This window comes from Streptomyces sp. NPDC048192, assembly GCF_043202415.1.
GTDB lineage: Bacteria > Actinomycetota > Actinomycetes > Streptomycetales > Streptomycetaceae > Streptomyces.
In genome coordinates this window covers 488,946-507,751 of record NZ_JBIDAL010000006.1, presented here as the reverse complement: position 1 = coordinate 507,751, position 18,806 = coordinate 488,946, and the positions used below count along the sequence as shown (strand labels likewise).

17 protein-coding genes are annotated in these 18,806 nt (G+C 72.6%); 9 read left to right on the top strand and 8 right to left on the bottom strand.

The genetic code is table 11. From position 1 onward, the window contains the following. Window positions 1-298: 298 nt before the first annotated feature. Window positions 299-1,138 carry a L,D-transpeptidase family protein gene (locus ACGFZN_RS15715; protein ID WP_393858973.1) on the bottom strand — a complete coding sequence of 280 codons (840 nt, stop codon included), beginning with the start codon at window positions 1,136-1,138 and terminating at the stop codon, window positions 299-301. 79 nt (window positions 1,139-1,217) lie between these two features. On the opposite strand from ACGFZN_RS15715, the gene ACGFZN_RS15710 reads away from it, so the two are divergent. The 3 genes from ACGFZN_RS15710 to leuE all read left to right on the top strand — a co-directional run bounded on the left by ACGFZN_RS15710 (window position 1,218) and on the right by leuE (window position 4,169). Then, window positions 1,218-2,798 (top strand): methylmalonyl-CoA mutase, encoded by a 1,581-nt coding sequence (locus ACGFZN_RS15710; RefSeq protein ID WP_393858972.1) that lies wholly within the window; start codon window positions 1,218-1,220, stop codon window positions 2,796-2,798. A 90-nt stretch (window positions 2,799-2,888) separates the two neighbouring features. Further along, window positions 2,889-3,470, top strand: a complete 582-nt coding sequence (locus ACGFZN_RS15705; protein ID WP_393858971.1) for a Uma2 family endonuclease — start codon at window positions 2,889-2,891, stop codon at window positions 3,468-3,470. Window positions 3,471-3,518: 48 nt separating this feature from the next. Further along, entirely contained in the window at window positions 3,519-4,169 is a 651-nt protein-coding gene (gene leuE, locus ACGFZN_RS15700; RefSeq protein ID WP_393858970.1) for a leucine efflux protein LeuE, read from the top strand. Window positions 4,170-4,176: 7 nt separating this feature from the next. On the opposite strand, the gene ACGFZN_RS15695 is transcribed toward leuE, so the two are convergent. After that, window positions 4,177-5,547, bottom strand: coding sequence for an FAD-dependent oxidoreductase (locus ACGFZN_RS15695; protein WP_393858969.1), 1,371 nt, complete (start codon window positions 5,545-5,547; stop codon window positions 4,177-4,179). A 69-nt stretch (window positions 5,548-5,616) separates the two neighbouring features. Here ACGFZN_RS15695 and ACGFZN_RS15690 point away from each other — a divergent pair, with 69 nt between their 5' ends. After that, entirely contained in the window at window positions 5,617-6,267 is a 651-nt protein-coding gene (locus ACGFZN_RS15690) for a TetR/AcrR family transcriptional regulator C-terminal domain-containing protein (protein ID WP_393858968.1), read from the top strand. Here the strand turns inward: ACGFZN_RS15690 and ACGFZN_RS15685 are convergent. The 4 genes from ACGFZN_RS15685 to ACGFZN_RS15670 all read right to left on the bottom strand — a co-directional run bounded on the left by ACGFZN_RS15685 (window position 6,252) and on the right by ACGFZN_RS15670 (window position 10,866). Beyond that, window positions 6,252-7,214, bottom strand: a complete 963-nt coding sequence (locus ACGFZN_RS15685) for a class I SAM-dependent methyltransferase (protein WP_393858967.1) — start codon at window positions 7,212-7,214, stop codon at window positions 6,252-6,254. The two genes, ACGFZN_RS15690 and ACGFZN_RS15685, sit on opposite strands and share 16 nt — an antisense overlap. Before the next feature lie 101 nt (window positions 7,215-7,315). Next, window positions 7,316-8,458 (bottom strand): acyltransferase family protein, encoded by a 1,143-nt coding sequence (locus tag ACGFZN_RS15680; RefSeq protein WP_393858966.1) that lies wholly within the window; start codon window positions 8,456-8,458, stop codon window positions 7,316-7,318. Window positions 8,459-8,557: 99 nt separating this feature from the next. Next, window positions 8,558-9,892 (bottom strand): alpha-2,8-polysialyltransferase family protein, encoded by a 1,335-nt coding sequence (locus ACGFZN_RS15675; protein WP_393858965.1) that lies wholly within the window; start codon window positions 9,890-9,892, stop codon window positions 8,558-8,560. Then, entirely contained in the window at window positions 9,889-10,866 is a 978-nt protein-coding gene (locus ACGFZN_RS15670) for a glycosyltransferase family 2 protein (protein ID WP_393858964.1), read from the bottom strand. The genes ACGFZN_RS15675 and ACGFZN_RS15670 overlap by 4 nt, the downstream gene beginning before the upstream one ends. Window positions 10,867-11,064: 198 nt before the next feature. Between ACGFZN_RS15670 and ACGFZN_RS15665 the strand changes: the two genes are divergently transcribed. Genes ACGFZN_RS15665 through ACGFZN_RS15650 form a run of 4 tightly spaced genes read left to right on the top strand, consistent with a single transcriptional unit; the run spans window position 11,065 to window position 15,815 of the window. Beyond that, window positions 11,065-12,387 carry a DUF6716 putative glycosyltransferase gene (locus tag ACGFZN_RS15665; protein ID WP_393858963.1) on the top strand — a complete coding sequence of 441 codons (1,323 nt, stop codon included), beginning with the start codon at window positions 11,065-11,067 and terminating at the stop codon, window positions 12,385-12,387. Window positions 12,388-12,428: 41 nt separating this feature from the next. Then, entirely contained in the window at window positions 12,429-13,658 is a 1,230-nt protein-coding gene (locus tag ACGFZN_RS15660) for a cytidylyltransferase domain-containing protein (protein WP_393858962.1), read from the top strand. A gap of 13 nt (window positions 13,659-13,671) precedes the next feature. Continuing rightward, window positions 13,672-14,610 (top strand): N-acetylneuraminate synthase family protein, encoded by a 939-nt coding sequence (locus ACGFZN_RS15655; protein ID WP_393858961.1) that lies wholly within the window; start codon window positions 13,672-13,674, stop codon window positions 14,608-14,610. Between the two features lie 38 nt (window positions 14,611-14,648). Next, window positions 14,649-15,815: a hypothetical protein gene (locus ACGFZN_RS15650; RefSeq protein ID WP_393858960.1), complete on the top strand. Its 1,167-nt coding sequence runs from the start codon at window positions 14,649-14,651 to the stop codon at window positions 15,813-15,815. Between the two features lie 27 nt (window positions 15,816-15,842). Here ACGFZN_RS15650 and ACGFZN_RS15645 read toward each other — a convergent pair whose 3' ends face one another. After that, on the bottom strand, window positions 15,843-16,514 hold the full coding sequence (locus tag ACGFZN_RS15645) for a DUF5701 family protein (RefSeq protein WP_393858959.1): 672 nt from the start codon (window positions 16,512-16,514) through the stop codon (window positions 15,843-15,845). A 105-nt stretch (window positions 16,515-16,619) separates the two neighbouring features. Beyond that, the gene (locus ACGFZN_RS15640; RefSeq protein WP_393858958.1) at window positions 16,620-17,309 is read right to left on the bottom strand and encodes a class I SAM-dependent DNA methyltransferase; all 690 of its coding nucleotides are present in this window, start codon (window positions 17,307-17,309) and stop codon (window positions 16,620-16,622) included. A gap of 233 nt (window positions 17,310-17,542) precedes the next feature. On the opposite strand from ACGFZN_RS15640, the gene ACGFZN_RS15635 reads away from it, so the two are divergent. Beyond that, complete coding sequence (locus tag ACGFZN_RS15635) at window positions 17,543-18,778, top strand: amidohydrolase (RefSeq protein ID WP_393858957.1); 1,236 nt, start codon at window positions 17,543-17,545, stop codon at window positions 18,776-18,778. The last annotated feature ends 28 nt before the right edge of the window (window positions 18,779-18,806 follow it).

Genomic DNA, 18,806 nt, shown 5'->3' with positions numbered 1-18,806 from the left:
GAGCACATCCCAGTCAAAGGGCGCACGCATCCCGGCCAAAGAGGCCACGTCCCAGCCGAAAACGCCAAGTCCCCCACCCCCCGCCCCAAACCCCCGGCCCGAGCCCAGCCCCCGGCGGGGGGTGGGTCAAAGGCTCCCGCACCCCCCCCACCCCCCCCCCCCCCCCCCCCCCCCCCCCCCCCGGGGGGGGGGGCCCCGGGGGGGGGGGGGCCCCCCCCCCCCCCCCCCCGGGCGGGGGGGGCCCCCGCGCCCCCCCCCCCCCCCCCCGCCCCGCAATCCCCCGCCGCCCGTGGGCGCGTCACCAGTGGACGACGACCTTGTCGCCCACCCGCACCTGAGCGAACAGCCCGGCGATCACCGTCTCGTCCCGCACGTTCACGCACCCGTGCGAGGCCCCCGCGTAACCGCGCGCCGCGAAGTCGTAGGAGTAGTGCACGGCTTGGCCGCCGCTGAAGAACATCGCGTACGGCATCGGCGAGTGGTAGAGCGTGGACACCCATTCGCGCGCCTTCCAGTAGATGTGGAACACACCCTCCCGGGTCGGCGTGTACTGCGCCCCGAACCGGACCGCCGTCGTCGACAGCGTCCGCCCGTCGACCATCCAGCGCAGCGTCCGCGTCGTCTTGTCGATGCACAGCACCCGCCCGGTCATGCACCGCGGGTCGGGCGCGCCCGCCGGCTGACCGCCCATCAGGTACAGCTCCCAGGTCCCCGGCGGATGCGTCATGGCGACCAGCCGCTGCCAGGTGACGGTGTCCGTGCGCCCGGTCCGCGGCAGCCCGCGCTTGCCCTGGAAGCCCCGGACGGCCCGCTCGGTCAGATCGTCGTACGACCCCGTCGGGCCGTCGAACAGCCAGTCCAGCTGGCGCAGCCGGGCCTGCAGCTCCCGCACGCCCGGCCCGCTGTCCCCGCGCGACCACAGCACCCGGGCGGGCGCGGCGGGCGGCCGCTGGGCCGTCCGGGTGGGATCCGCAGGCCGGCTCGCCGGGGCCCCGGTCGAGCCGCGGGCCGGCGTCGGGGCGCGCACCGGCGCCGGGGGTTTGCCGTCGGCGCCCGCGGGCTGCACGGTGCAGCCGCAGAGCGCGGCGAGGGCGGCGGCCGCGGCGAGCACGGCGGCGGGTCTTCCCGATTTCCTCATGCCCGGATGCTTCCCAGCGTGACCGCCGCCGAACGACGGGGCATGGTGAGGGGTGACAGGACGTACCGCGGAGGCCTCCATGACGCGTGAGTCGGAGTCGGGACTGCCCATCGAGCCGGTCTACGGACCGCAGGCCCTGCACGACTGGGACCCGGCCGGGAAACTGGGCGAACCGGGCACGTACCCCTTCACCCGAGGGGTCTACCCGACCATGTACACGGGCCGCCCCTGGACCATGCGCCAGTACGCCGGCTTCGGCACGGCGGCCGAGTCGAACGCCCGCTACCGGCAGCTGATCGCTCACGGCACCACGGGCCTGTCGGTCGCCTTCGACCTGCCCACCCAGATGGGCCACGACTCCGACGCGCCCCTCGCGCACGGCGAGGTCGGCAAGGTGGGCGTGGCGATCGACTCGATCGACGACATGCGGGTGCTGTTCGACGGCATCCCGCTCGACCAGGTGTCGACCTCGATGACGATCAACGCCCCGGCCGCCCTGCTGCTGCTCCTGTACCAGCTGGTGGCGGAGGAGCAGGGGGCCCGCGCCGACCGGCTGACCGGCACCATCCAGAACGACGTGCTGAAGGAGTACATCGCGCGGGGCACCTACATCTTCCCGCCGAAGCCCTCCCTGCGGCTGACGGCGGACATCTTCAGGTACTGCACCGCCGAGATCCCGAAGTGGAACACGATCTCCATCTCCGGCTACCACATGGCCGAGGCGGGCGCCTCGCCCGTCCAGGAGATCGCCTTCACGCTCGCCGACGGCATCGAGTACGTGCGCACGGCGGTGGCGGCCGGCATGGACGTGGACGACTTCGCCCCGCGTCTGTCGTTCTTCTTCGTGGCCCGGACGACCCTGCTGGAGGAGGTCGCCAAGTTCCGCGCCGCGCGCAGGATCTGGGCCCGGGTGATGCGGGAGGAGTTCGGCGCGAAGAACCCCAGGTCCCTGATGCTGCGCTTCCACACCCAGACCGCCGGGGTCCAGCTGACGGCCCAGCAGCCGGAGGTGAACCTGGTCCGGGTCGCGGTGCAGGCCCTGGCCGCCGTGCTGGGCGGCACCCAGTCCCTGCACACCAACTCCTTCGACGAGGCGATCGCCCTGCCCACGGAACGGAGCGCGCGCCTGGCCCTGCGCACCCAGCAGGTGCTGGCCCACGAGACGGACGTGACGGCGACGGTCGACCCCTTCGCCGGGTCGTACGCGGTGGAGCGGATGACGGACGACGTCGAGGAGGCGGCCGTCGGCCTGATGCGGCGGGTGGAGGACCTGGGCGGCGCGGTCGCGGCGATCGAGCGGGGCTTCCAGAAGTCCGAGATCGAGAAGAACGCGTACCGCATCGCCCAGGAGACCGACTCCGGCGAGCGGGTCGTCGTCGGGGTCAACCGCTTCCGGCTGGACGAGGAGGAGCCCTACGAGCCCCTGCGCGTCGACCCGGCCATCGAGGCCCGGCAGGCGGAGCGGCTGGACAAGCTCCGCGCCGAGCGTGACCAGCGGGCGGTGGACGCGGCGCTGGACGCGCTGCGGAAGGCGGCGGAGGGCGAGGACAACGTCCTGTACCCGATGAAGGAGGCGCTGCGGGCGCGGGCGACGGTGGGCGAGGTGTGCGGGGCGCTCCGCGCGGTGTGGGGGGCTTATGAGCCGTCGGAGGTGTTCTGAGCTGGGCGGTTGCTTCGTATGGGTGATCATGGGCGGAAGGCGCCCGCGTCCGGTTACGCTCGTGGAGAGTGCTCCTGAAAGGAGGTTGCCGTGGCTGTGATAGAGCGCGAGATGACGATCGAAGAAGCCGCCGACCGTGTCTCCAGCTGGCTGCCCGGACACCGCGTCGAGATCCTTCGAGGGAGCATCATCGTGACGCCGCCGCCGGATGGCCCGCATCAGGGGACCATCTTCGAGGTCGGTTATGAGATCCAGCGGGCTGGGGCGAAGGAAGCAGGCCTCAGAGTCCGCCCTGGTATCGGCCTGTGGCTGCCGACAGGACGCGCCGACTATGCGATCCCGGACCTGTCCGTCGTGGAGGCCGACTACGCAGACGCGTTGGTCGGGAAGAACTGTTACTCACCGCGCGTCTTCCGCATGGTGTTGGAGGTGACGTCCTCCAATTGGACGGAGGACACGGCGAACAAGGTCGAGATCTACGCGGAGACCGGTATCCCGGTCTACCTCATTGCCGACCGCAAGCACGACGAGGTCGTCCTCTACGCAAACCCGGTCGACGGAAAGTACCCCGACCCCCTCCGCTACAAGCGGGGCCAGACCGTCCCCGTCCCCGAGTCCGTCGGGGTCGCCCTCGACCTCCCCGTCGACACCCTCCTCGACGGCGACGACTGACCGCCGCCCCGGACCGGAGTGTCGTACCCCCGTGCGACACTCCTTTCCATGTTCGGCGTGATCGATCTCCCCACCTATCTGGCAGGACTCGTCCTGATCGTCCTGCTGCCCGGCCCCAACTCCCTCTACGTGCTGTCCGTGGCCGCCCGCCGCGGTGTGCGGGCCGGTTACACCGCCGCCGCGGGCGTGTGGTGCGGGGACACCGTGCTGATGACGCTGTCCGCCGCCGGAGTCGCCTCCCTGCTCAAGGCCAACGCGCTGCTGTTCGGGATCGTGAAGTACGCCGGCGCCGGATATCTGACCTGGCTGGCGATCGGCATGATGCGGGCCGCCTGGCAGATGTGGCGGACCCGGAGGGAGAAGGCCGTCGAGGAGGCCGCCCCGGCCGCCGCCGGGTACGAACGGCCCTTCCGGCGGGCTCTCGTCGTCAGCCTGTTCAATCCCAAGGCGATCCTGTTCTTCGTCGCCTTCTTCGTGCAGTTCGTCGACCCGGACTACGCCTACCCCGCCCTGTCCTTCGTCGTCCTCGGCGCCTTCGCCCAGCTGGCCAGCTTCCTCTACCTGAGCGCGCTGATATTCAGCGGCACGCGCCTCGCCGCCGCGTTCCGGCGCCGCAAGCGGCTGTCGGCGACGGCCACTTCGGTGGCGGGCGCGCTGTTCCTCGGGTTCGCCGTGAAGCTGACGCTGGCCAGCGCCTAGGGAGGGCTCAGGCGCCGAGCGCGGAGAGGTAGGCCGCCGCTCCGTCCGCCGTGTCGCCCGTCCAGCCCACATGGCCGTCGGGCCGCACCAGGAACACCCCCGGCCCGTACGACTCGGGGGCGGCGGGCAGCGCCCGTACCCCGGCGCCGGAGAGCTCCGCGCCCAGCAGCGTCCAGTGCGGCCCCCGGAAGGCGTCGAAGAGCCGTACGCCGTCCACGGTGCCGTCCGGCGCCCGGTCGCCCGCCCGGACCCCGGCGGGATCGCGCCGGGTCTCCATGCTCAGCGACGACTCCCGGTAGTCCAGCCCCAGCTGGACCGTCGCCCTGCCGCGCCGGACCTCCCCGCGGTGCACACCCGTGGACAGCTCCAGCATGGCCGCCGCGTTGGCCCGCCGTTCCTCCTCGTAGGTGTCCAGCAGCGCCTCGGGCGCCCCGCCGCGCAGCACGGCGCCCAGCTTCCAGCCCAGGTTGTAGGCGTCCTGGACGCTGGTGTTCAGGCCCTGGCCGCCGGCCGGGGAGTGGACGTGGGCGGCGTCGCCCGCGAGGAGGGCCCTCCCGGCCCGGAAGCGGTCCGCGAGGGCGGCGCGCGGGCGGAAGCCGGAGGACCAGCGCAGGCCGGTGACGTCCTCGGGGGCCAGGTGCGTGTACGCGGCGACCAGCTCGCGGACACCGTCCAGGGTGAGGTCGGGTTCCGTGCCCTCCGGCAGGCGCGCCTGGAGCTGGAACTCGTCCGTGCCGGCCAGCGGGCACAGGGCGACGCCGGTGCCGTCCGCCCCCGGGAACGTGTGCCAGTGGTCCCGGTCCAGGCTGCTCAGCCGTACGTCCGCCACCAGGAACGGCGCCGGGTCCACCGGCTGCCCGGCCATGCCCACGCCCACCGCCTGCCGGACCGCCGAGCGTCCGCCGTCGGCCGCGACGACGTACGCCGCGCGGGCGGCCGTACCGTCGGTGAAGTGCACCGTCACACCCTCGGCGTCCTGCTCCAGACCGGTCGCATCGCGGCCGAAGGCGACCTTCCCGCCCAGCTCCAGCAGCCGCGCGTACAGGATCTCCTGGGTGCGCCACTGCGGGACCATCAGCGGCTCGGTGTACGGCGTGCCCTCGTCCTCCTCGATGCGGTCGAACATCGGCTCCCCGCCGGCCCGGCCACCGTCCTTCCAGACCATCCGGGGCGGGTAGGGGCCGCCCGCGGCCCGGATCGCGTCGACGACGCCCAGGTCGTCGAAGACCTCCAGGGTGCGCGGCTGCAGCCCCTTGCCGCGCGAGCCGGGGAACAGGCCAGCCGACCGCTCCACCACCAGCGCCTCCACCCCGCGCCGCGCCAGGTCGATGCCGAGGGCCAGACCCGTCGGACCCGCGCCCACGATCAGAACATCCATGACAATTCTCCTTAACGACGTTAAGTTCCGATGCCGACGAGCGTGCCTTAACGCTGTTAAGCTGTCAAGGTGAGTCCCGAGAAACGCGCACCCCTGGACCGCCGGCGCGTCGCCGGCACCGCGCTGCGGCTGCTGAACGAGGTCGGTCTGGAGGGGCTGACCCTGCGCGCCATCGCCAAGGAGCTGGACGTCAAGGCGCCCGCCCTGTACTGGCACTTCAAGGACAAGCAGGCGCTGCTGGACGAGATGGCGACCGAGATGTACCGGCGGATGGCCGCCGGTGTCGCGCTCGACCCCGCCGACACCTGGCAGGAGCGGCTGCTGAAGACCAGCCGCGGGCTGCGGGCCGCGCTGCTCGGCTACCGCGACGGCGCCAAGGTGTTCAGCGGCTCACGCTTCACCGGCACCGAGCACGCCCCCGCGCAGGAGGCGGACCTGCGGCTGCTGACCCGGGCCGGCTTCACCCTCGCCCAGGCGGTCCACGCCGGGCGCACGGCGTACGCGTACACGATCGGTTTCGTCACCGAGGAGCAGGGCGTGCGGCCCCTCCCGGACGAGCGCCGGGAGGGGTACGACATCGAGGACCGCGCCCGGCGGATGGCCGGCTTCCCGCTCGCCGCCGAGGCCGGAGGGCTGCTCTTCGACGGCTACGACGAGCAGTTCGAGGAGGGACTCGCGCTGATGATCGCGGGGATCGGGGCCCGCTACGGCATCGGCTGAGCAGCCGCTCGGCGCCGGGCGGAGCGCGCCCTGCGGATGGCCCGGGTGACCACCGGGGGCAGCAGGTCCACGGCGACCCGGCGCACCCGGCTCCGGCCGCGGCGCGCCGCCGGGGCGGCGGGCTCCGGGGTCTGCCGCGGGGGCAGCGGCGGCGCCACCGGTTCGGGCTCCGGCTCGGGGACCGCCTGCGCGTGCTTGGACGGCGGGAACTCCGGCGCCCGCATGCCCTTCGACTTCAGCCGGATGATCCGGTGCCCGGCGGCCTCCTGCACGCTCAGATGGCAGTCGGACCGCTCCCGCACCATCGCCAGCAGCTCCTCCTGCACGGGCTCCGGGTCGCCCCAGGTGCCGTACAGCTTCTGCGTGCTCAGGCAGACCGGGCGCAGGCCGCGGTTGAGCACGGCCTCCCAGGCGGCTATGGAGACGCCGGGGGTGTGCTCGGAGCGGAAGTCGTCCAGGACCACGATCCCGTCGGGGAGCAGCAGATCGCGGGCGGCCCCGATGTCGTCGTGCACATGCTCGTACAGGTGGGAGGCGTCGATGTGCACGAACCGGCAGGAGCCGGGCTCGACCTCGGCGGGCACCAGCGAGCTGGGGCCCTGCAGCACCCGGGGGAGTTCGTCGTGGAAGGAGAGGTAGTTCTCCTCGAACACCCGCCGGGTCAGCGTGGCGTACGACTTGGCCGCCTCGGCCTGGTTGGCGTCGTCGGGGGCGTCGCCCTCGAACAGGTCGCACACGGTGTACCGCTCGCCCGGCTGCTGGTGGCTGCCGAGGAAGATGGCGCTCTTGCCCATGTAGACCCCGACTTCCAGCAGATCACCCCGCATCCCGGAGTGCTCCTGCCGGTTCAGGAACCAGCCGAAGAGCAGCTGGTCGAGCACCGGGAACCAGCCGGGCACGTCGTCGAGGCTGCGGGGCGGTCGGGTCGTTTCCTGGATGGTGGCCATGCGGGGTGGCGCTCCCTCGGTACGGCGTCTGTGGGATCCCTGCGGAAAGCCTGTGGGGTGGCGGTGGCGAGGGCTCTACGGTGCCTGCCCGAGGGCCCGGTTCAAAACCCAAGACGAGGTGAACGGCTGCCCAACTTCCGGTCCTTCAGCGCCCGCTTCAGCCGGGGCCCGAGCGGCCGCTCCACGAACCGGTGGATCAGCCAGGCCAGCAGCAGCATCCCGGCCACGGTCACCGCGAGCGTCGGCCACGCCGGCAGGCCGAGACCTCGGTGCAGCACCCGGATGACGAACCAGCCGAGGTGCTCGTGGACCAGGTAGAACGGGTACGTCAGCGCCCCGGCCGTCACCAGCCAGGGCCAGGAGGCCCACCGGGTCCAGCCCACCGCCACCGCGGCGACGGCGGCGAAGGCGGCGGTGACGACCAGGACGACGACGTACGGGTCGCGGTGCGGGTGCGGGCCCCACAGCCCCTGGGTGGCCGCGCTCTGCGCGAGCAGCCAGGACATCGCGACGATGCCCCAGGCGAGCAGGTCGCCGCCGAAGCGGTGGATCAGGTACAGCGCCAGACCGCCGACGAAGAAGGGGGCGTACTCGGGCATGACCACCTGGTTCACCAGTGCGTCGCCCGAGGAGCGGCACAGGACGGCCGCCGTCGTCCAGACGGCGGCGAACAGCACCACCCTGCGGTAGGTCACCCCGCGCAGGACGACGAGCAGCGCGAACAGCACGTAGAAGCGGACCTCGACCCACAGCGTCCAGCACACGCCGAGGACCCGGGTCGCGCCCATGGGCTGCTGCAGCATCGTCAGGTTGACCAGGAACTCGTCGAGGCGGACCGGGCGGACCACCGCCGGCAGGGCGAGCGACGCCGCCGTGACCAGCAGCAGGGCCACCCAGTAGGCGGGGTAGAGGCGGGCGACCCGGGAGCGGAAGAAGTCGCCGAGGGTGCGGCCCCAGCTGCTCATGCAGATCACGAAACCGCTGATGACGAAGAAGAACTGCACACCGAGGTTGCCGTATACGGCGGCCCGGGACAGCACGGGGAAGACGTGGGCCGGGTTCGTGTGCCAGGACGCGGAGACGGTGCCGCCGCGTCCGGTGTAGTGGTAGAGGCAGACCATCAGGGCGGCGACGAGCCGCAGGCCGTCCAGCGCGAGCAGCCGGCCGCGCGGCCCGGGTGCGGGGGCCGCCGAGCGGGTGGGGGGTGCGGGGACGGCGGCGAGGGTGGGGGAGGAAACAGCCATGGTGCAAGGCGCCTTGCCGGAACCCGGCGCCTCACACCATCGGCCGAGCCGTCCGGGCGACTGTTCGTCAACCCGTCAGCGGCCGTTCACCTGACAGGGTCAGCGGCGCACCGAGTTGCGCAGGCTGCGCGCCTTCTTCGCCATCCGGCGCACCGTCGCGTTGCGCGGGATGAACGCCAGCTGCGCGGGCACCCCGCCGGGCAGCGCAAGCGAGGACAGCCGCCGGCGCTTGAAGTAACGCATGGTGTGCTGGTTCAGGTGCGCGGCGAGCCAGGTCTCGGCGTGCCCGCGCAGGCTCGGGTAGACCTTCGGCTGCATCGCGAAGCCCACCGCGCGGATCAGCGCGCCGAGCGCCGCCACGTCCGTCCCGGCGCGCTGCTCGGTGACCGCGGCCCGGTCGCCGAGGTCGGGCAGCAGCGCGTCGACGATGGTCACCGGGACCCGGTTGCTGTTCTCGTACGGCGTCAGCTGCTCCAGCAGCAGCTCCGTGCCGACGCGGGCGACCGGCAGGCCGTACAGCGCCTGCGCCGTGAGCAGGGCGGTGGAGAAGCAGCCCACGACCAGCGCCGGACGCATGCGCTGGTACAGCACCTCGGCGAGGACCGGGGTGTCGAGCACGGTCAGCTCCACCTTCAGCCGCTCCGCCTCCTGCTCCAGCAGCCGGGTGAAGCGGGCCGGTGCGGAGGGGTGCGGCTTGAACACCACCTTGGTGTGGCCGAGCGCGGCGGCTCCCTTCAGCATCCGCACATGCAGCTGCTCCTCCTGCTCGGCGGTGAGGATCTCCAGCGCCGACAGGTACTGCCCGAGCAGCAGCGCGGGCTCCTCGGCCTCGGGCAACTCGTCGCCCACCGGCGCCAGTTCCGCGAGGACCTTGGTGAAGGCGGCGGTCGGCACCAGCTCGCCGGGCACGCCGAACTCGGTGAGCAGCAGCGGCTTCAGACCCGGGACCAGGTCCAGGTGCAGCACCCGGTCCACGCGGGTGCCGACCAGCGGGTCGATCTTGTTGCGGGTGGGGCCGTAGCTCATCAGGCCGTCGGCGTAGACGGTCACCGGGGCGCCGGTGAAGATCTGCGCAAGGCCCAGCGCGGGGTTCACCTGGATCGACTCGACGGCCAGCTCCACGTCGTCGTCGGCGAGCCGCCACTCGTGGCGCAGGAAGCGTTCCCACAGCGGCAGATCGTCAACGCGGGGCGTCCAGCCGCCGGGGTGGAACGGGAAGATGGTCTCGTTGTACGAGATCACCTCGTCGAACCGGTCGCGCAGCCGCTCGAAACCGGGCGCCTCGTCCAGCGCGGGCGTGGTCTCGGGAGTGGCCGCGTTGTTGCAGACCAGCAGGATCCGCCGGTCGGCCGGGCGGAAGCAGCCGGAGTCCAGGGCGGCGGCGAGCGTGGCCGTGCCGTACAGCGTCGACGCCTGGAAGATCTGGGTGGTCACGCGGCGGCCCCCGCGGGAGCGGGACGGCGGCGCAGCCGGCGCAGCTTGGTGGCGCGCTGGAGGTCCATGGAGTCCAGCGCCTCGTCCAGTACGTCCTGCGGCATGCGCCGCAGGGCCGCGGCACTCATGGATTTCAGTTTCTTCGCCACCGCGGGCTCGAACCTTTCGATGGATCCCAGATGATGGGAAATGATGGCGCAATAGGTGCGGACGGCCTTCGGCAACAGCTGTTCGGCGTCCCGGTCCTGGGCGGTTTCCGCGATGACCTGATCGAACGCGCGAATGAAGTCGAGTTGCCGGACGTCGCCGATCTGGGTGAGCGAGGAGGCCACCCCGCGCCGGTAGAACACGCCGAGCAGGCTCACCGCGGCGAAGGATTCCGCCTCCCGGTGCAGCTTCCAGATCCACGGCCGGTCCTCGGCCGTGCGCAGTCCGTCGGTGAAGTGCAGCAGCCCCTTGTCCACCAGCCGGCGGTGGTAGACGCCGGCCCACGCGAACGCGTAGTCCACGGACGTCGACCGGTCGGCGGGCAGGATCGCCTCGCGCGGGTCCATCACCACGTTCCGCCGGCCGACCGGCACCCGGTTCACCGTGCGCGACCGCGCGGTGCACTGCACATGGTCGGTGCGGACGAAGTCGCAGCCCAGGTCCTCTATGGCCTGGACCAGCTGCGGGAAGTAGCCGGGGGCGAGCCAGTCGTCGCCGTCCAGGAAGGTCAGGTACTCGCCGCGCGCCCGGTCGATGCCGGTGTTGCGGGCGGTCGCCAGCCCCCCGTTCTGCTCGTGCCGGACGAGGACCGCCCCCGGCAGCTCGCGCTCCGCGCGCGCGAGAATCTCTGGCGTCCCGTCGCGGGAACAGTCGTCGACGAGAATGAATTCGAAGTCCTCACGCGCGTTCGCCTTCAGGCTCAGAAGCGTGTCGGGCGCGTATTGCTGCACGTTGTAGAACGGCACGATGACGGAGAGCTTGACCACGGCTTGAACGTTAGGACGAAGCCCGTCATTCGTCTTGACCGTCCGCTTGATGCGGGGTGAACGGCACGTGGCGAAGCTGTGAACCGGGCCCTTTTCCAGCGCTCCCACGGCCCGATTCGCCATTCGGCGATGTGCTGTTAACCGTTTGTTGTGTTCGGGTTGGGCGGAACCTCGGAATGGCTTCCTAGCGTCTTCGGCGTGCCAGCAAGTGCTACGAAGTCCCTGCGGGTCGCCGTCCTCGCCGATTCCGACACCCGGTGGAAGTGGGGCGCGCTCACCGCGCAGCGCCTCGCCCCCACGGACGCCGGGATCCGGCTCGACGGCTACCTCCTGCGGGGACGCGCCACCCCGACCGCCCGGCAGCTCGAGGAGGTCGGCGTCCGGGCGGACTCCCTGCGCGAGGTCACCGGCGTCGAGTTCCTGCGCGCGATGGGCGAGACGGGCGAGGACCCCTACGACATCCTCGTCCTCGCGCTCGTCGGCGGCGGCGTCCAGGCCATGCTGCACGGACTGCGCGCCGCCTGGGCGGGCGCCGGCAGACGCCCCGTCGTCGTCACCGGATACGTCGGTGTCGTCTACGAGAAGCTCGCCGACGGACTGCTGCTGCGGCACGGCGCCGACCTCGTCCTCGCCAACTCCCGTCACGACGCGGACCGTTTCCGGGCCGTGTACGAGGGCGTGGGCGCCGACGCCTCCGCGGTCACCGAGGTCGCGCTGCCCTTCCTCGGCGGGGCGCCGTACACCGGTGAACACGAGCCGTACACCGTGGTCTTCGCGGCCCAGCCGTCCGTCCCGGACAGCCGCAAGGACCGCACGTACCTGCTGAACCGGCTGATCGAGCACGCCCGCAGGCACCCCGAGCGCGAGGTGCTGCTGAAGCTGCGCTCCAAGCCGGGGGAACACACCACCCACATCGAGGAGCTGCCGTACCAGAAGCTGGCGCAGGGCAGGGACCTGCCCGCCAACTTCCGCCTGGTGTACGGCCACATGGGCGAGGTGCTGGACCGCACCGACCTGCTCGTCACCGTCAGCTCCACGGCCGCCCTGGAGGCCCTGCACCGCCGCATCCCCACGGTCATCCTGACCGACCTGGGTGTGCGCGAGGTGCTCGGCAACCACCACTTCACGGGCTCCGGCTGCCTCGCCTCCTGGGACCAGCTCGACGCCGGGCACCGGCCGGTGCCGGACGAGGAGTGGGTGGCCCGGCAGGGCGTCGCCGCCGACGGAACCTACGCCACGGCCTTCGACACCGCACGCGAACGCATCGTCAAGCTGCTCGACCGCCCCGGCGGCCTGCCGCCCCTGAACCCCTACTACACGCCCGAGACCGCGCCCGGCTATCTGCCCGGCATCCTCGCCCGGCACCACCTCGGCCCCGACGGCGTCCCGCTGCCCGGCGCGCCCGCCGCCGACAAGGAGCCCGGACCGGTCCGTCAGATCGTGCGCCGCGCCGCGCGCGGCGCCTACCGCCACGGCGTGCAGCGGGTCGCCCCGGTGATCCGGCGGATGGGAGAGCTGTGACCACCCTCCAAGGCTTCCAAGGGACCATCCAAGGAGACCCCATGTCCAACCCGGAAGCGGGCCGAGGCGCGACGGTGCGCCGGGTGCTCGCGGTGATCCCCGCCCGCGGCGGCTCCAAGGGCGTGCCCGCGAAGAACCTCGCGCCCGTCGGCGGCGTCCCGCTGGTGGCCCGCGCGGTCCGCGAGTGCCGGGCCACCCGGCTGGTGACCGACGTCGTCGTCTCCACCGACGACCAGGCCATCGCCGCCGCCGCCCGCGAGGCCGGCGCCGAGGTCGTGCTGCGCCCGGCCGCCATCGCCGGGGACACGGCGACCTCCGAGGCCGCGGTGCTGCACGCCATGGACGCCCACGAGGCCCTGCACGGCGCCGCCGTCGACGTGGTCCTGCTCGTGCAGTGCACCAGCCCCTTCCTCGTCCGCGAGGACATCGACGGGGTGGCCGGCGCGGTCGTGGAGAACGGCGCCGACACGGCCGTCACCGTGGCGCCCTTCCACGGCTTCATCTGGCGCGAGGCCGACACCGAGTCCGAGGGCGGGACCGGCGTCAACCACGACAAGTCCTACCGCCCGCGCCGCCAGGACCGCCCCCAGGACTTCCTGGAGACCGGCGCCGCCTACGCGATGGACGCGGCCGGCTTCCGCAAGCACCGGCACCGCTTCTTCGGCCGCACCGAACTCGTCCGCACCGACCCCGCGCGCGTGCTGGAGATCGACGACCCGCACGACCTGGCCCGCGCCCGCGCGCTGGCCCCCCTCTTCGACGCGGACCGCCCCGGTTCGCTGCCCGCCTACGACGACATCGACGCCGTAGTCCTCGACTTCGACGGCACCCAGACCGACGACCGGGTGCTGATCGACTCCGAAGGACGGGAGTTCGTCTCCGTGCACCGCGGCGACGGACTCGGCATCGCGGCCCTCCGCCGAAGCGGCCTGAGGATGCTGGTCCTGTCCACGGAACAGAACCCTGTGGTGGCCGCCCGCGCCCGGAAGCTGAAGCTCCCGGTGCTGCACGGCATCGACCGCAAGGACCTCGCGCTGAAGCAGTGGTGCGAGGAGCAGGGCATCGCGCCGGAGCGCGTGCTCTACGTCGGCAACGACGTCAACGACCTGCCGTGCTTCGCCCTTGTCGGCTGGCCCGTGGCGGTCGCGAGCGCCCACGACGTCGTACGCGGCGCCGCACGCGCGGTCACCACCGTCCCCGGCGGTGACGGCGCGATCCGAGAGATCGCCAGCTGGATCCTCGGCCCCTCTCTCGATTCCCTCCCCAAGTAAGGACATCTCCCTGATGAGCACCAACTCCCGTCTGCGTACGTTCGGTTCCCGCGAGGTCGGCCCGGGCAAGCCCGTCTACATCTGCGGCGAGATCGGCATCAACCACAACGGTGAGCTGGAGAACGCCTTCAAGCTGATCGACGCGGCCGCCGCGGCCGGCTGCGACGCGGTCAAGTTCCAGAAGCGCACCCCGGAGATCTGCACCCCGCGCGACCAGTGGGACATCGAGCGCGACACCCCCTGGGGCCGGATGACCTACATCGACTACCGCCACCGCGTGGAGTTCGGCGAGGACGAGTACCGGCAGATCGACGAGTACTGCAAGGAGAAGGGGATCGACTGGTTCGCCTCCCCGTGGGACACCGAGGCCGTCGCCTTCCTGGAGAAGTTCGACCTGCCCGCCCACAAGGTCGCGTCCGCGTCCCTGACCGACGACGAGCTGCTGCGCGCCCTGCGCGCCACCGGCCGCACCGTCATCCTCTCCACCGGCATGTCGACCCCGAAGCAGATCCGCCACGCGGTCGAGGTCCTCGGCTCCGACAACATCCTCATGTGCCACGCCACCTCGACCTACCCGGCGAAGGCCGAGGAGCTGAACCTCCGCGTGATCAACACGCTGGAGAAGGAGTACCCGAACGTCCCGATCGGTTACTCCGGCCACGAGACCGGCCTGCAGACCACGCTGGCCGCGGTCGCGCTGGGCGCCGTGTTCGTCGAGCGCCACATCACCCTCGACCGCGCCATGTGGGGCTCCGACCAGGCCGCCTCGGTGGAGCCGCAGGGCCTGGAGCGCCTGGTCCGCGACATCCGCGTGATCGAGGCCTCGCTGGGCGACGGCGTCAAGAAGGTCTACGACTCCGAGCTCGCCCCGATGAAGAAGCTGCGCCGCGTCGCCGGCGTCGTCGCCGAGGCGGAGATCGCGGCGGCGGCGGGCGAGCCGGTCACGGTCTGAGTGTTCTGATCCCCTTACGACGGGACGGTCGTACGCCGATGAGCCCCCGCGCCGGTCACGCCGGCCACCCTCCCCGCACGCTCGCCTTCGTGGAGAGCCCGGTCCAGCTGCTGAACGTGCTGGAGTGGGCGCACCTGCACGGACTGCGCGGCGGCGAGCAGGACCCGCTGCCGGGTGCCGGCCCGCTGCCCTCCGTGCCGGCGCAGCTGCGGCGGACGGCGGCCGGCGACCCGGCGCCGGCCGGCGCGGACCTCACGGTGGTCGTCCTGTCCCCGACCGACCCCATGACCCGGGGCCAGTTGCGCCGCATGGCGGACCTGGCCCGGGACGAGGGGTACCGGGTGCGCTGGGAGGACGCGCGCGGCGGCACGGCCGCGCCGTTCTCGACGATCGGCGGCCTCGCGGGCCCGCTGCGCAGGGCCGGCCGGATCGTCATGGGAGACCCGTTCTCCCGGTACGTGCAGCTGCTGCTGACGATCACCCGGGCCAAGGACCTGGTCGTGGTGGACGACGGCACGGCGACGATGGAGTTCGTCGCCCAGCTCGCCCGCGGCGAGCGTCTGGTGCGCTGGCACCGCAAGGGCGGCCGCCCCGGCGCGCGGGACCTGCTGTTCGCCCCGGTGTCCTCCTCGGCCCGCCGCCGGCTCACCCCGAGCGCGCGCCGCAGAGTGGAGGTCTTCTCCTCCATGCCGGTGACCGAGGCCCCGGACGGGGTGACGGTCACCGCGAACGACTTCTCCTGGACCCGGGCCCGCTTCGGGCCGCCGCGCATCACCAAGGGCGCGGACATGGTGGGAACGTCCCTGGTGGAGACGGGAGTCGTGGACGGCGAGGCCTATCTGGAGGCGGTCCGCCACCTGTCCAAGACGCACGGCGCGACACGCTACTTCGCGCACCGCAGGGAGAGCGCGGAGAAACTCCACCGGCTGGCCGCCGAGACCGGCCTGGAGATCGTCCGCCCCGACCTCCCGCTGGAGCTGATCGCCCGCCGGGGCCCCATCGGCCGTACGGTCCTCAGCTTCCCCTCCACGGTCGTCCACACCCTGCCGCTGGCACTGTCGGGCACCGGGGTGCGGGTCGCGGTGTGCGACATCGACCCGACCTGGCTCACGGAGAACGCGTCCCCGCGAGCGCAGGGCTTCCTGTCGGGCGTGACGGGCACGGCACGCGACGTACACCGGCTGGCGGCGGTGAGCCCGGCGTAGCCGGTTTCCCGGCCGCCGCCAGACGTCCTACAGGTCCCGGCCCCGCCGCCCCGCCGCGGAGGCGAAGCCCAGCCAGGTGTGCCGGTTGCCCGCCCAGCACCAGCCGACCTTCGGGGCGTTGCGGCGCTCGCGCCCGTCCCGCCCGGTGCCGTTGCTGATCCACAGCGCCGGCGTACGGGCGTCCAGGGCGCCGTCCGCCTTGCGCAGCCGCGAGCCGATGGTCATGAAGCAGTGGTTGCGCTCCAGGACGGCGGGCTGCTGCAGCACCCAGTGGAGGCCCTCGGTGAGCAGCAGCGGGGTACGGGACGCGGCGGTGAGGGCGGGCAGCGCCTCGTCGGGGCTCCAGCCGGCCATGCCGTCCCCCCGGTCGAGGCCGGTGAGGAGATAGAGCGGGGCGTCGGGCAGCGTCACCGTGTCGAGCGGGGCGAACAGGTCGACGTCGGTCATGTCGGTGACGACGAAGCCCGGCTTGCCGTCGCGCCGGAGCAGCGGGGCGAGCGCGGAGGCCGGTGCCCGGTCCGGGTGGACTGCGAGCAGGGCGCCGGCGCAGCCCGAGGAGGCCTCGGCGAAGCCGCGGAGCTCGGCGGCGGGCAACCCGGCGATCTCGTGCACTCCCAGCTCGATCAGCCGCTCGGCCTGTGCGCCCGGATCGGGGAGTAAGGGCAGAACGGTGGAGGCGGACGGCGTGGTCGCGGACATGATGCTCCCGGGGTCGGCGATGCGGAGGGGCCCAGCGGCAACGAGGGGGCCGGCAGGAAGGTTCCCGGCGCCGCGTTCCGCCGGCTCCGCCCGAGGGGTTCCGGGTCAGGGGGCGGTGCTGGGTTTGCGGGCCAGGACGAACGCGCGGGCCCGGGTCTCCTCGCCGGCCGGCTCGCGGCGGATCGTCGCCACCAGCTCCAGGCCGGCCTCCGTCAGGAACGCGGTGATCTGCTCCGGGGTGCGCCAGTAGTAGTCGAGGTCGATCTCGTGGCCGAAGCGCTCCGGCAGGTGCAGACGGCCGGGCGAGTCGGTCGTCTGGAAGGCGAGGAGGGCGTGCCCGCCGGACCGCAGGGTGCGGTGGAACTCGGCGAACGCCGCGGGCAGGCGGTCGTCGGGGACGTGGATCGTCGAGTACAGGGCGAGGATGCCGCCCAGGGTGGCGTCCGGCAGGTCCAGGGACGTCATGGAGCCGACGTGGAAGCGCAGCCGCGGGTAGCCGGCGCGGGCCAGCGCCACCATGGCCGGGGAGAGGTCGACGCCGAAGGCGGGCACGCCCAGCTCGTCGAGGAGCGCGGTGACGTGGCCGGGGCCGCTGCCCAGGTCGGCCACGGGGGCGGTGCCGTGCCGGGTGACCAGCTCGGCGAAAGCGGTGATCACCGTCCGGTCCAGGGGGTGCCAGTCGCCGGCCGGGAACCGGGCGGCGTAGTCCTCGGCGATCGCGTCGTAGGAGGCGCGGGTGGCGCGGAGGAAGGATTCGGTCGTGTCGGCGGGCGGGTTCCCGGTCGCGTCGGTCACGACTGCGGACCCTAGTGGGAGGGGGGCGCGCTGTAGTCCGGTTCGTGGACATGGCGAGCGTGACTGTAGCGAGGCGTGGTATCCGTGGAAGGAGGAAATACGGGTTCTACCCATCAGTGTCCGCCGCCATGCGTCCGCCGGTCAGATTTTATTCCCCTAACGGGCTGAACTTTTGTTGATCGAGGGGTAGTTGATCAGCCGGGCGTCCTACCCTTCAGAGGGTGAAGCAATTGATGTCCCTAGAGTCCGAGGCCGGCCTCGCGGGGGATGTGCTCCCCGGCGTGCTGAGCGAAGCCCTGTACGCCGAGCTCGTCGCCTTCCGGCGCGACCTGCACATGCACCCCGAGCTGGGCAATCAGGAGTTCCGTACGACCGCCGCGATCAAGGAGCGGCTGGAGGCGGCCGGACTCCGGCCCCGGGTGCTCGCCAAGGGCACGGGACTCGTGTGCGACATCGGCCCGGGGGAGGGCGCGGGGTCCTCCCTGCCGGTGCTGGCGCTGCGCGCGGACATCGACGCCCTGCCCATCCCCGACACCAAGGACGACTGCGCGTACCGGTCGACCGTTCCCGACCGGGCGCACGCCTGCGGCCATGACGTGCATACGACCGTCGTGCTCGGCACCGGGCTCGTCCTCGCCGACCTCCAGGCCAAGGGCCTGCTGCCCCGCCCGGTGCGGCTGATCTTCCAGCCCGCCGAGGAGGTGCTGCCCGGCGGCGCGCTGGACGCCATCGAGGACGGGGCGCTCAAGGGCGTGGAGCGGATCCTCGCCGTGCACTGCGACCCGCGGGTGGACGCCGGGAAGATCGGGCTGCGGCACGGAGCGATCACCAGCGCGTGCGACCGGCTGGAGATCGCCCTGGACGGGCCCGGCGGGCACACCGCCCGGCCGCACCTGACCACCGACCTCGTCACCGCCGCCGCCCGGGTCGCCGTCGACGTGCCCGCGCTGATCGCCCGCCGCGTCGACACCCGCGCCGGGCTGGTCCTCACCTGGGGCCGGATCGAGTCGGGCCACGCGCCGAACGTGATCCCGCAGCACGCCGAGCTGTCCGGCACCGTCCGCTGCCTGGACCTGGAGGCCTGGCGGCAGGCCCCCGACATCGTGCACGCGGCCATCGACGAGGTCGCCACCCTGCACCGCGCCAAGTCCGAGATCACCTATGTGCGCGGGGTGCCGCCGGTCGTGAACGACCGCGAGTCCACCGACCTGCTGCGCCGGGCCATGGCCGCCCGCCGCGGCCGGGACGCCGTCGAGAGCACCGAGCAGAGCCTGGGCGGCGAGGACTTCTCCTGGTACCTGGAGCACGTGCCCGGCGCCATGGCCCGCCTCGGGGTGCGGCGGCCGGGCGACCGGATCGTACGCGATCTGCACCAGGGCGACTTCGACGCCGACGAGCAGGCGATCAGGGTCGGTGTGGAGATGTTCACGGCGGCGGCCTTCCTGGAGCCCAACGGCGCCCAGGGCTGAGCCCCGGCCCCTGCGCCGAGCGCCCCCG

Coding starts and splice junctions, on each gene's coding strand:
- ACGFZN_RS15715 (WP_393858973.1), bottom strand. CDS start 1,138: ATGAGGAAATCGGGAAGACCCGCCGCCGTGCTCGCCGCGGCCGCCGCC.
- ACGFZN_RS15710 (WP_393858972.1), top strand. CDS start 1,218: ATGACGCGTGAGTCGGAGTCGGGACTGCCCATCGAGCCGGTCTACGGA.
- leuE (WP_393858970.1), top strand. CDS start 3,519: ATGTTCGGCGTGATCGATCTCCCCACCTATCTGGCAGGACTCGTCCTG.
- ACGFZN_RS15695 (WP_393858969.1), bottom strand. CDS start 5,547: ATGGATGTTCTGATCGTGGGCGCGGGTCCGACGGGTCTGGCCCTCGGC.
- ACGFZN_RS15685 (WP_393858967.1), bottom strand. CDS start 7,214: ATGGCCACCATCCAGGAAACGACCCGACCGCCCCGCAGCCTCGACGAC.
- ACGFZN_RS15680 (WP_393858966.1), bottom strand. CDS start 8,458: ATGGCTGTTTCCTCCCCCACCCTCGCCGCCGTCCCCGCACCCCCCACC.
- ACGFZN_RS15660 (WP_393858962.1), top strand. CDS start 12,429: ATGTCCAACCCGGAAGCGGGCCGAGGCGCGACGGTGCGCCGGGTGCTC.
- ACGFZN_RS15655 (WP_393858961.1), top strand. CDS start 13,672: ATGAGCACCAACTCCCGTCTGCGTACGTTCGGTTCCCGCGAGGTCGGC.
- ACGFZN_RS15650 (WP_393858960.1), top strand. CDS start 14,649: ATGAGCCCCCGCGCCGGTCACGCCGGCCACCCTCCCCGCACGCTCGCC.
- ACGFZN_RS15645 (WP_393858959.1), bottom strand. CDS start 16,514: ATGTCCGCGACCACGCCGTCCGCCTCCACCGTTCTGCCCTTACTCCCC.
- ACGFZN_RS15635 (WP_393858957.1), top strand. CDS start 17,543: ATGTCCCTAGAGTCCGAGGCCGGCCTCGCGGGGGATGTGCTCCCCGGC.